The organism is Streptomyces sp. 15-116A, assembly GCF_025290915.1.
In the GTDB taxonomy this organism is placed as follows: domain Bacteria; phylum Actinomycetota; class Actinomycetes; order Streptomycetales; family Streptomycetaceae; genus Streptomyces.
In genome coordinates, this window is sequence record NZ_JAOCQE010000224.1 from 1 (window position 1) to 10,990 (window position 10,990).

Annotated in this window: 11 protein-coding genes; 5 read left to right on the forward strand and 6 right to left on the reverse strand. The window is 72.0% G+C overall.

The features are described 5' to 3' along the window. On the reverse strand, positions 1-570 hold a 570-nt coding region (locus tag N4P33_RS26850), incomplete at its 3' end, for an MFS transporter (RefSeq protein WP_260829366.1). Positions 571-833: 263 nt separating this feature from the next. Between N4P33_RS26850 and N4P33_RS26855 the strand changes: the two genes are divergently transcribed. Further along, complete coding sequence (locus N4P33_RS26855) at positions 834-1,529, forward strand: hypothetical protein (RefSeq protein ID WP_260829367.1); 696 nt, start codon at positions 834-836, stop codon at positions 1,527-1,529. A 120-nt stretch (positions 1,530-1,649) separates the two neighbouring features. Beyond that, complete coding sequence (locus N4P33_RS26860; RefSeq protein WP_399030174.1) at positions 1,650-2,390, forward strand: class F sortase; 741 nt, start codon at positions 1,650-1,652, stop codon at positions 2,388-2,390. A 95-nt stretch (positions 2,391-2,485) separates the two neighbouring features. Here the strand turns inward: N4P33_RS26860 and N4P33_RS26865 are convergent, their stop codons facing one another. The 4 genes from N4P33_RS26865 to N4P33_RS26880 all read right to left on the reverse strand — a co-directional run bounded on the left by N4P33_RS26865 (position 2,486) and on the right by N4P33_RS26880 (position 7,320). Further along, the gene (locus N4P33_RS26865) at positions 2,486-4,117 is read right to left on the reverse strand and encodes a cellulase family glycosylhydrolase (protein ID WP_260829369.1); all 1,632 of its coding nucleotides are present in this window, start codon (positions 4,115-4,117) and stop codon (positions 2,486-2,488) included. Positions 4,118-4,308: 191 nt separating this feature from the next. Continuing rightward, positions 4,309-5,802 carry a tripartite tricarboxylate transporter permease gene (locus N4P33_RS26870; protein ID WP_260829370.1) on the reverse strand — a complete coding sequence of 498 codons (1,494 nt, stop codon included), beginning with the start codon at positions 5,800-5,802 and terminating at the stop codon, positions 4,309-4,311. Position 5,803: 1 nt separating this feature from the next. Beyond that, on the reverse strand, positions 5,804-6,340 hold the full coding sequence (locus N4P33_RS26875) for a tripartite tricarboxylate transporter TctB family protein (RefSeq protein ID WP_260829372.1): 537 nt from the start codon (positions 6,338-6,340) through the stop codon (positions 5,804-5,806). Further along, positions 6,337-7,320 (reverse strand): tripartite tricarboxylate transporter substrate binding protein, encoded by a 984-nt coding sequence (locus N4P33_RS26880; RefSeq protein WP_260829378.1) that lies wholly within the window; start codon positions 7,318-7,320, stop codon positions 6,337-6,339. Before N4P33_RS26880 ends, N4P33_RS26875 begins: the two co-directional genes overlap by 4 nt. A gap of 391 nt (positions 7,321-7,711) precedes the next feature. Here N4P33_RS26880 and N4P33_RS26885 point away from each other — a divergent pair, with 391 nt between their 5' ends. From N4P33_RS26885 to N4P33_RS26895, 3 genes are all read left to right on the forward strand, one after another. Beyond that, complete coding sequence (locus N4P33_RS26885; protein WP_260829373.1) at positions 7,712-8,494, forward strand: response regulator; 783 nt, start codon at positions 7,712-7,714, stop codon at positions 8,492-8,494. 115 nt (positions 8,495-8,609) lie between these two features. Continuing rightward, positions 8,610-9,728: a Gfo/Idh/MocA family protein gene (locus N4P33_RS26890; RefSeq protein WP_260829374.1), complete on the forward strand. Its 1,119-nt coding sequence runs from the start codon at positions 8,610-8,612 to the stop codon at positions 9,726-9,728. Next, complete coding sequence (locus N4P33_RS26895) at positions 9,725-10,651, forward strand: PmoA family protein (protein WP_260829375.1); 927 nt, start codon at positions 9,725-9,727, stop codon at positions 10,649-10,651. Before N4P33_RS26890 ends, N4P33_RS26895 begins: the two co-directional genes overlap by 4 nt. Before the next feature lie 149 nt (positions 10,652-10,800). On the opposite strand, the gene N4P33_RS26900 is transcribed toward N4P33_RS26895, so the two are convergent. After that, a partial coding sequence (locus N4P33_RS26900; protein WP_260829376.1) for a phosphatase PAP2 family protein occupies positions 10,801-10,990 on the reverse strand: 190 nt, incomplete at its 5' end.

Sequence of the window (10,990 nt, forward strand, 5' to 3'; positions counted from 1 at the left end):
CGGCGTCAGCGGCTCGCACCGCAGGAGCACCCGCCCCGCGAGCGCCGTCACCACCAGCCCCGCCCCGGCCAGCAGCCACAGATGCCGGGTGGGCGAGAGCGAGCCGGCCACCAGCGCCCCCAGACCCGCGCCGAGCATGCCGCCGAGACTGAACGCGGCGTGGAAAGTCGGCATGATCGGCCGCCGCAACGTCGCGACCAGATCGACGGCGGCGCTGTTGAACGCCACGTTGATCCCGCCGTAGGCCGCCCCGAACAGCAGCAGCACCAGGCCCAGCGTCACGGCCGAGTGGGTCAGCGCAGGCAGCCCGACGCTGAGGCACAGCAGGACGGCGCACACCACGGTGACGAGATGGCTGCCGTAGCGGCGGCACAGGCGGCCGGTGAGCGTCATGGTGACGACGGCGCCGGCGGAGACGCCGAGCAGGGCGAGACCGAGGGCGCTCGCGGAGGCGCCCGTCTGTTCCTTGATGGCGGGGATGCGGACCACCCAGCCGGCGAAGACGAAGCCGTCGAGGGCGAAGAAGGCGGTCAGGGCGAGACGGAGTCGGACGAGGTCGGTACCCGGCACTGCGCTGTGCGGACGGGTTTTGTTTATTGGCGGCACAAAGTCAGGCTAGGCGGGTGCCGGGGGTGGAGGCAAGACGGTGCGGGGGAGCCGCGGAATACGGCGGCAGGGGCCTGTACGTGCCGCCATAGGGATGGGTTGTTAACCCGTGTGTACGTCCCGGATGGTGAGCGCCGCCGACTTGGCTGACGTTGGATCACGTCGATACCGGGTCAATCGTGCTGACGAGGAGTCAGCAGCCCGGTCTTCGATGGAAGGAACTCCAGATGCGCTCTGCCCGCATGGTGCTCGCCACCGCGACGGCCACGGCGGCCCTCGCGATCGCCGCGCCCGCAGCCTACGCCGATCACACGGGTGACGAAGGCCACGACAAGTCTTCCTACAGCAAGGAGCACGACGAGGACAGCAAGCACGACAAGCCGTACGGGGGGATGCACACGGGTGGCGGTGCCCTGTCCGGCGACAAGGACTGGGACAAGGGCGACGACGAGAGCAAGCACGACGACGAGAGCAAGTACGAGGACGAGAGCAAGCACGACAAGCCGCACGGTGGCATGCACACCGGCGGTGGCGCCCTGGTCAACGACAAGGACTGGGACAAGGAGTACGACGACGAGAGCAAGCACGACGAGAGCAAGCACGACGACGAGAGCAAGTACGACAAGCCGAAGGGCGGCATGCACACCGGTGGCGGCGCCCTCGCCTCGGTGAACGACAAGGACTGGAACAGCGAGGAGGGGAGCAAGTACGACTCCTCCGAGTCCTACAAGGACAAGGGCGAGGAGTCCTGGGGCGGCAAGGACAAGGAGTGGAACCACGACAAGCCGAAGGGCGGCATGCACACCGGCGGTGGCGGCCTCGCCGAGCCGGGTGTCACCGCGGGCGGTCTGGCCGCGCTGGCGGTCCTCGGCACCGGCATGTACGCGCTGCGCCGCAAGAAGGCTGCCGGAAGCGTGGCGTGAGCCATGCCTGACCACATAGCGGCCGGGGCCGCCCCACGCGTGTGACGCGTCCGGAGGCGGCCCCGCCCGCCGAGTCGTCCGTCGTGCCCGCTGCCGTGTCCGAGTGAGGTGGTCCCCCCGATGGCAGCCAGTCCTCTTGCCCCCGCCGACAACGAGCCGCCGCCGCGAAGGCGCAGACTGCGCGCCGCCATGACGGCGCTCTTCTGGGGTGCGGCTGCCCTGGTCCTCGCCGTCAGCCTGCTCGGCGGCGGAGAGGATCCCCCCGACGACTCCCACGTGCCGCACGCGCCCCCCGCCGTGGCTGCCGAGACCTCCGAGCCGCCCGCACCCGAGGCGGAGCCCGCGGAGCCGGAGCAGGCCGAACCGGCACCGAGCGACCCGGCGCCGAGCGCGTCGGCCCACAAGTCCCTGCCCCGGTCCGAGCCCGTCCGGCTGGTCATCCCCGAGATCGCCGTCGACGCGCCCTTCACGGACCTCGAGATCGGTGCGAACGGACAGCTGGAGGCGCCCCCGCCGGACGACACCAATCTCGTCGGCTGGTTCGCCAAGGGCGCGTCCCCCGGGGAACTCGGCACGTCGATCGTCGCCGGGCACGTGGACACCAAGACCTCCCCGGCCGTGTTCGCCCGGCTGAGCGAGCTGGACAAGGGCGACCGCTTCCGGGTGGTGCGCAGGGACGGGACCAAGGCGACCTTCAAGGTGTTCGACAAGGAGAGCTTCGCCAAGGACGACTTCCCCGACGAACGCGTCTACGCCGACACTCCCGACGCCCAGGTCCGGCTCATCACCTGCGCGGGGGCCTACGACCGCGCCGCCAAGGACTACACCGAGAACCTGGTCGTCTTCGCCCGCCTGGTCTGACGTGGGTCGCTGCCCGGAAGGGGAGGAGTGAACACCCTTCCGGGCAGCGGGTCCGTCAGGCCAGCGGCGCCTGTGTCACACCATCGACGCGTGTGTCACGCCGTCGAGCAGGCCGCGCCGTTCAGCGTGAACGCCGTCGGGTTCCGGTCGCCGTCCGCCCGGGTGGCGGTGAACCCGATCGTGACCGAGCCCCCCGCGGGGATCGCGGCCATGTACGGGGCGGAGGTGACGGTGACCTCGGCGCCGCTCTGGGCGGCGGTTCCGCCCCACAGGTTCGTGACGCGCTGCTCACCGGGGAAGGTCCAGTGCAGCGTCCAGCCGTCGACGGCCCGCGTGCCGGTATTGCGTACCGTGACCTCGCCCTGGAAGCCGCCGGGCCACTGGCCGGTCACCCGGTAGGCCACCGCGCAGTCCTCGCCGGAACCGCCGGGGGACGTGGTGACGGTGACCGTCCCGGAGCGGGCGGAGCGGTTGCCCGCGGCGTCCCGGGCGTAGACGGCGAAGACATGGGAGGTGGCCGGGGCCAGGCCGGTGAGGGTGGCCGAGGTGCCGGTCGTCGTGGTGACGACGGTCTCCTCGCCGTCGCCGATCCGGACCACGTCGTAGCCCGTGACGCCGTGCGCGTCGGTGGCCGCGCTCCAGGTCAGGGTCGCGGACGAGGACGTCACCGCCGAGGCGGCCGGGGTGCCCGGAGCGGTCGGGGCGGTGGTGTCGCCGCCGGATCCGGAGCCGTAAATCCCGGCCTCCTCCGAGGTGGCGGCGATGCCGTTCGCGCCGTTGAACAGCCGCTGCCCCCAGCCGGTGAGCCGGTTCGGGTCGAAGTCCGTGACCATGTCCAGGTACTCCACACCGCCGCCGTTGCCGCTCCACGACCAGCCGAGGTAACCGAGGCCCAGCTGCTGGGTCACGGCGAGGATGGTGTCCTCGTCGGGGTTGCCGTCGGAGTGGTCGTGGCCGAACTCGCCGACGACGATCGGAAGCCGGGCGGCGACGAAGCGGCCCAGGTAGTCGCTGATCTCGGCGGCGGTGTCGAACACCCCGTACATGTGGATGGAGAACATGGTGTTGGCGTCGGGGTCGGCCGCGAACACCGAGGCGGCGTTGTCGCGCATGGTGAACGCCCAGTCCTGACCCCAGTTGGGCGCGTCGACCATGATCGTGTGGTCGAATCCGGCGTCCCGGAGCTTTCGGATCGCGGCCTTGGTGTCCGCCGTCCAGGCCGCGTGGCCGGTGTTGCCGTAGGGCTCGTTGCCGATGTTGACGATGACGTAGTCCTCTTCGCCGGCGAGGGCGGACCGCACACTGATCCAGTAGTCGGCGGCGCGCGCGAGGGTGACCGCACCGCTCTGCTCGCCGTAGCCGGTGGTGTCGTGCACCTCCAGGACGCAGATCAGCCGGTTCTGCTTGCACTGGGCGACGACGTTCGCCACGTCGGCGGTGTCGTTGCGGGTCCAGCGGTCGCCGCTGGACAGCACGACCCGCACGGTGTTGGCGCCCTTGGCCTTGATGTGCGCCAGCGAGCCGATCTTGTCCGGGTACCAGGTGTGCGCGTGATTGACCCCGCGCATCACGAAGTCGTTCCCGGAGGCTTCCAGCAGCCGCCCGTTCTCCACGCGGAAGCCGGTGGGCGCGGCGTGGGCGGGGGTGGCTGAGGAGATCAAGGGGAGGAGGAGGCCCGCGAGGGCGGCGATCAGGGCGGCCGTACGCGAGGCAGCGGGGAATCTCATGGCGGCTCCAGACAACGATGTCAGAGGAAGGAGCTGGTGGGTGTGGGAGCGCTCCCACGGGTCATAGGAAGCCACCGTTGTCGGTGACGCGTCAAGGGCTGCGGTGAAAAGAAGGCTCGACCCCTGTCTCCGCGCGACGGGTGGGCGTGGCCCTCGGACGGCCACACCCACCCTGTCCCGACGCGCGACCATCAGTCCCCGGCGCGCCCCCGGACCAGCGCCTTCCGCACCAGCGGCCACGCCAGCAGCAGCACGACCACCGCGTACACGGTCACCGAGAACGGCGTGTCGACCAGGCCCGTGACACTGCCGTCGCTGATCTGCAGCGCGCGCCGCAGCTGCTGCTCGGCGGCCGGGCCGAGGATGACGCCGATGACGGCGGGCAGCACCGGCAGCCCGTAGCGCCGCATGCCGAAGCCGATCAGGCCGATGATCAGCAGCAGCACCAGGTCGATCACCTCACCGCCGACCGCGTACGCGCCCACGGCCGCGAAGAACAGGATCCCCGCGTACAGATACGGCCGCGGAATGCGCAGCAGCTTCGCCCACACGGGCGCCAGCGGCAGGTTCAGGGCGAGCAGCAGCACCATGCCGACGAACAGGGAGGCGATCAGGCCCCACACCAGGTCCGGCTCGCGTTCGAAGAGCAGCGGGCCCGGCTGGATGCCGTACTGCTGGAACGCGGCCAGCATCACCGCGGCCACCGCCGTGGTCGGCAGGCCCAGGGTCAGCATCGACACCAGCGTGCCCGCCGCCGAGGCCGACGCCGCCGACTCCGGGCCCGCGACCCCCTCGATGGCGCCCTTGCCCCACTCGTCCTTGTGCTTCGACAGCCGCTTCTCGGTGACGTACGACAGGAAGGTCGGGATCTCCGCGCCGCCCGCCGGGATCGCGCCGAACGGGAAGCCGATGAACGGGCCGCGCGCCCAGGACTTCCAGGTCCGCCGCACATCGGCGCGGCCCAGCCACGGCCGGCCGACCGGGATCGGCTCCGGCGGCCTGCGCCGCAGATGGGCGGCCACCCACAGCGCCTCCCCGATGGCGAACAGACCCACCGCGACGATCACCACGTCGATGCCGTCCGCGAGCTGCAGCGACCCGAAGGTCAGCCGCTGCTGCCCCGTCATCTGGTCCAGGCCCACCAGACCGATCGTCAGGCCGATCAGCAGCGAGGCCAGACCCCGGATGCGCGACGAGCCCAGCACCGACGTCACCGCGATGAACGCCAGCACCATGATGGCGAAGTAGTCCGGCGCGCCGATGTCCACCGCCAGATCGGCGACCGTGGGCGCCAGCGCGACCAGCAGGATCGTGCCGACCATGCCGCCCGCGAAGTGACCGATGGCGGCGGCCGCGAGCGCCTGCGCGCCCCGGCCCGACTTGGCCATGGGGTTGCCCTCCATGGCCGCGACCACCGCGGCGCTCTCGCCCGGGGTGTTGAGCAGGATCGAGGTGGTCGAACCGCCGAACATCGCCCCGTAGTAGATCCCGGCGAACATGATGAACGCGCCGATCGGATCGAGCCCGTACGTCACCGGCAGCAGCAGTGCCACCGCCATCGCCGGGCCGATGCCGGGCAGCACGCCGATCGCCGTGCCGAGCAGCACACCGAGCGCGGCCCACAGCAGATTGACCGGCGTCAGGGCCGTACCGAAGCCGTTCAGAAGGGAGTCGAGGGCATTCATCTCACAGCACTCCCATCAGCGGACCGCCGGGCAGCGGGACTCCGAGCAGGTCGTTGAACACGACGTACGTGACGAGCGAGACGACCGCCGCGATGAGCGGATCGCGGTCGAACCGGCGGCTGCCGAGCGCGTAGGCCGCGCCCCAGAACAGCAGCGCGCCCGCGACGGGGAAGCCCAGCGGGTCGATGAGGACGGCCGCGCCGAGGAACACCCCGGCGAGCAGCAGCACCGTGCGCCAGTCGGCGGGCTCGGACAGGTCGACGTCCTCGCCGGTCTCCGCCTGGCCCCGGCCGCCGCGCAGCACGTCCACCGCGAGCAGGGCGGCCACGACGAGCAGCCCGGCGCCGACCACGACCGGCACGGTCCGCGGCCCGACGGGGCCGCGCTGGGCGATGTCGACGTCCATGGTGAGCGCGTCGGTCAGCACGAGCACACCGAGCACCAGCAGCAGCGCGCACACGCCGAGTTCGGAGTGGTCGCGCAGCCAGGAGCGGCGCCCGGTCGCCTCGGCCGGGGGAATGTCGGTCTGTGTCGTCACAGTCCCAGCTCCTTCAGCACCGAGACCACCCGCTGGTCCTGCGCGTCCAGGAACGCGCCGAACCTCTCGCCGGTCAGGAAGGCGTCGTCCCAGCCGTTCTTCTTCAGGGACTCCTGCCACTCCTTCGAGTCGTGCAGTTCCTCGGCCAGCCGGATCAGCTTGCCGCGCTCGGAGTCGGTCAGTCCGGGCGGGGCGACGATGCCGCGCCAGTTGGTGAAGTTCACGTCGTAGCCCGCCTCCTGGAGCGTGGGCGCGTCGAGGCCGGGCACGCGCTCCGGCCCCGTCACCGCGAGCAGCCGCAGCTCGCCCGCCTTGATCTGGTCGAGGTACTCGCCCACACCCGAGACGCCGAAAGCGACCTTGTTGCCGAGGATCGAGGCGAGCAGCTCGCCGCCGCCGTCGAAGGGGATGTAGTTGACCTGCTTGGGGGAGATCCCGGCGGCGCGCGCCATCAGCATCGGCGCGAGATGGTCGGGACCGCCGGGGGAGGAGCCGCCGCCGACCGGGAGCTTGCCGGGAGCGTCCTTCCAGGCGCCGATCAGCTCGTCGATCGTCTTGTACGGCGAGTCCTTCGCGACCACGACGACGTCCTGCTCCTCGGTGAGCCGGGCGATCGGGGTGGTGTCGGCGAGGGTCTTCGGCGCGTGGTTGGAGTGGACGGCGCCCACCACGCCGAGGCCCATCGACATGGCGAGCTTGCCGTTGCCGTGCTCGCTCACCAGCCGGCTGAGGCCCACGGTGCCGCCCGCGCCGGGCAGGTTGAACACCTCGACGTTGTGGGTGAGCCCGGCGTCCTCCGCGTTCTTCGCGGCCGTACGGGCCGTGATGTCGTAGCCGCCGCCGGGCGTGTTGGGAACCATGAGGCGCAGGCCCGGGATCTGCGTGCCGGTCTCGGCGCCGCTGCCGGTCGTGAGCAGCGGCGGGCCCACGAGCACGAGCACGGCGGCCCCGAGCAGGGCGAGGGGGGTGCGCAGGCGCACGAATGCCACCACCTGTCGGTCGTCGTCTTGGGGAGTTGTCTGGGGAAGCTGTGGGGGAGCTGTGTGCGGGGAAGCTGTGTGGGGGGAACACGCGAAGCCCTGGGCGGAGGGTGGCGTGCGCCACATGGTGCCCGCGCACATGGAGGCTGTCTCGCTTGCGGAACCAACGGAGGTTCTGGTCATTGCGTCAACGGGCCGGGGTGTGGAGCCGGGTGCCCCGAGGGGGCCGGCTGGTGGCGTACGCCTCTTTCCCTCAGCGCAGGTGGGGGCCATGATGGGCGGCTCCGGGAGACCGAGGAGAGGCGGCCGCCCCGGACCTCGTGGCCGGGCCCTCGCTCCCGGCCGGACCCGTCAGCCACCTCGTCGACGCGGTGGCGGAAGGAGTGGAGCGATGAGCAGCTCGCAGGGCGTGCCTCCCACACGCCCCGCGCCCGCGACCGGCGACGCGATCGACGTGCTCGTGGTCGACGACGACTTCATGGTGGCCCGGGTGCACCGCGCCTATACCGAGCGGGTCGCACCGTTCCGGGTCGTCGGTGTGGCCGGCACCGGTGAGCAGGCCGTCGCCGCCGTGGACGAACTCCGCCCCGATCTGGTGCTGCTGGACCTGTATCTGCCGGACCTGTTCGGGCTGGACGTCATACCCCGGCTGCGCACGGCCGGCCACGACTGCGACGTGATGGTGGTCAGCGCCGCGCGGGACGCGGACGCGGTGCGCGGCGCGGTCCGGCACGGGGTGGTCGACTATCTGCTCAAGCCGTTCGAGTTCGAGGAGTTCCGGGCCCGCCTGGAGCGCTATGCCGGCCGGCGCGGGCGGCTGCTGGACACGGTCGTCCGCAGTCAGGCGGACGTGGACCGGGTCCTCGCCGGGGCGACGGCGCCTCCGTCGGCGGCGCAGGTGCTGCCCAAGGGGATGAGCGTGGAGACCGCCGAGCTGATCGAGCGCACCCTGCGCGAGACCGACGGCACGCTGTCGGCCTCCGAGTGCGCGGAGTTGACCGGCGTCTCCCGGGTCAGCGCGCGCCGCTACCTGGAGCACTTCCACACCCTCGGCAGCGCGGAGGTCTCCCTGCGGTACGGGGCGGCGGGCCGTCCGGAACGGCGGTACCGGTTCCTGGACCACGGCGTCGGTCACAGCGGAGGGGCGCGCGGCGGAGGGGAGGTGCGGGCGTAGGCCCGCCGCTTCCGGCATCCGGTCGGGGCCTTGCCCCTCACTGTGCTCCCACCTAAGGTCGACCAGCGGTGCAAGCGCTTTCTACCTTGGCCCGCCGACCTCGCTGGGAGCCCGCATGTCCTTGTCCCCCGTCCGTCGCCGGGTCGCCGTCATCGGCACCGGTGCCATCGTCAGAGGCAGCCATCTGCCCGCGCTGCGCGCGCACGCCGACCGCACCGAACTGGTGGCCGCCGTCGACGTGGACCAGGACCGGCTGGACGCCTTCCGACGACAGGCCGGTGCGGAGGTCGCCGGGTACACCTCGACGGGCGCGATGCTGGACGCCGTACGCCCCGATCTCGTGGTGATCGGGACGCCGCCGTCGCTGCACCGGGAGCAGACGGTCGCCGCCCTCAAGGCGGGCGCCTGGGTGTGGTGCGAGAAGCCGCTGTGCCTGTCGCTCGCCGAGTACGACGAGATCGCCGCCGCCGAGGAGGCCTCCGGCGCCTACGCCTCGGTCGTCTTCCAGCACCGCCACGGCTCGGGCGCCGTGCACGCCCGCGAGCTGATCGCCGGCGGTGAGCTGGGCGCCCCGCTGGTCGCCCACTGCCAGACCACCTGGCACCGTGACGCCGCGTACTACTCCGTGCCCTGGCGCGGCCGGTGGGCCACCGAGGGCGGCGGGCCCACGATGGGGCACGGCATCCATCAGTACGACCTGCTGCTGCACCTGCTCGGCCCGTGGGAGGAGATACGGGCCATGGCGGGACGGCTCGTCCACACCACCGAGAGCGAGGACGTCTCCACCGCCCTGGTCCGCTTCCGGAGCGGCGCGCTCGCCACTGTCGTCAACTCGGTGCTGTCGCCGCACGAGGTGAGCCGCATCCGCGTCGACTGCGCCGACGCCACCGTCGAACTCACCCATCTGTACGGGCACCGCAACGAGGACTGGACGTACACGCCGGCCCCGCACGTCCCCGCCGAACGCGCCGCCGCCTGGCGGACCCCGGCGGCCGACGTCCCCAGCTCCCACACGGCCCAGTTCGGCGCGCTGCTCGACGCCTGGGACGCCGGGGTGCGCCCGCCGGGCAGCGGCCAGGAGGCCCGCGGGACGCTGGAGTTCGCCGCCGCCCTGTACAAGGCGGCGTTCACCGGGCAGCCGGTGCGGGCGGGCGAGATCGCGCCGGGCGACCCCTACTACGAGGCCATGCACGGCGGCCACCCCGACTGGGCCCCCGAGGAGCAGCCCGCATGAGCCTCCGCGTCACCCACACCCACGGCGAGCACATCACGGTCACGGCCCCCGGCGGCACGGAGATCCTCCGCTACGTCTACCGACCCGACCCCGACCCCTTCGAGTCCCGCAAACCCTACGCCCACCCGCTGCGCACCCTCGCCGGCCGCACGGTCACCGGATACCGGCCGAACGACCACCGCTGGCACAAGGGCGTGCAGATGACGGCCAGTCACCTGTCCGGACAGAACTTCTGGGGCGGCAACTCCTATGTGCACGGCCGCGGTTACCTCCCGCTGCCCGAGCGGATCGGCTCCATGCGCCACGACGGCTTCGCCTCCTTCTCGGCCGGCGAGGACCACTTCGACTGCACCGAGGACCTCAGCTGGATCGAGAACGGCGGTGCGCGGTGGGCGCGGGAGGAACGCGGCCTGAGCGTCCACTCGGTCGACGAGGAGGCAGGCGCCTGGGCGCTGGACTGGTCGATCCGCCTCACCAACCTCCGTGACGAACCCCTGCTGTTCGGCTCCCCGACCACGGCCGGGCGCGAGATGGCCGGCTACACCGGGCTCCAGTGGCGCGGCCCGCGCGACTTCACCGGCGGCACGGTGACCGCCCCCGACTCGGATGCCGGCGCGGGACAGCTGATGGGGACGCAGAGCCCGTGGCTCGCGTTCACCGCCGAGCACGACGAGGTCGACGGCCACTCCACGCTGGTGTTCGCCCACGCGCCGGAGAACCTCGACGAGCGGCGTGCGATTCATTCCTCGCACTGGTTCGTCCGCTCCGAGCCGATCCCCTCGGTCGCGTTCTCCTGGGCGTTCTTCGAGGAGTTCGCGCTGACGCCGGGGGAGTCGTTCGCCTACCGGTACCGGATCGTCGTCGCGGACGGGGCGTGGGACCGCGAGCGGATCGCCGCGCATCTTGCGGGGCTGGCGTGGTGAGCGCGTCTGCCGTGAGCCGTGAGAGGTGAGCCGTGTGGAGGGCGGTGCGTTTTCGGGTGCGGGCTGTGTGGGGCTGGGCGCGGGGAACTGCGCGAGCAACCACGGACTCCCTGCAGCCGAGGTACTTCAATACGCACCCCCCTCGACGCTCAAGCGCCGCGAGCCCACCTCACTCTGCGGGAGCCGTACGACGCCGGCAGGCGCGCCGCTGCCACCGCCAGGGCCGTCGCCGCGCTGGCGATGCCCAGGACCGCGCCGGCGGCGACGTCGCCCGGGTAGTGGACGCCCGTGTGCACGCGGGAGTAGCCCACCGCGCCCGCCAGCGCACCCAGCGGCACC

What these genes read in the sequence shown, in the direction of transcription:
- N4P33_RS26885 (WP_260829373.1), top strand. Translation starts at nt 7,712, where the DNA reads ATGAGCAGCTCGCAGGGCGTGCCTCCCACACGCCCCGCGCCCGCGACC.
- N4P33_RS26870 (WP_260829370.1), bottom strand. Translation starts at nt 5,802, where the DNA reads ATGAATGCCCTCGACTCCCTTCTGAACGGCTTCGGTACGGCCCTGACG.
- N4P33_RS26855 (WP_260829367.1), top strand. Translation starts at nt 834, where the DNA reads ATGCGCTCTGCCCGCATGGTGCTCGCCACCGCGACGGCCACGGCGGCC.
- N4P33_RS26865 (WP_260829369.1), bottom strand. Translation starts at nt 4,117, where the DNA reads ATGAGATTCCCCGCTGCCTCGCGTACGGCCGCCCTGATCGCCGCCCTC.
- N4P33_RS26895 (WP_260829375.1), top strand. Translation starts at nt 9,725, where the DNA reads ATGAGCCTCCGCGTCACCCACACCCACGGCGAGCACATCACGGTCACG.
- N4P33_RS26890 (WP_260829374.1), top strand. Translation starts at nt 8,610, where the DNA reads ATGTCCTTGTCCCCCGTCCGTCGCCGGGTCGCCGTCATCGGCACCGGT.
- N4P33_RS26860 (WP_399030174.1), top strand. Translation starts at nt 1,650, where the DNA reads ATGGCAGCCAGTCCTCTTGCCCCCGCCGACAACGAGCCGCCGCCGCGA.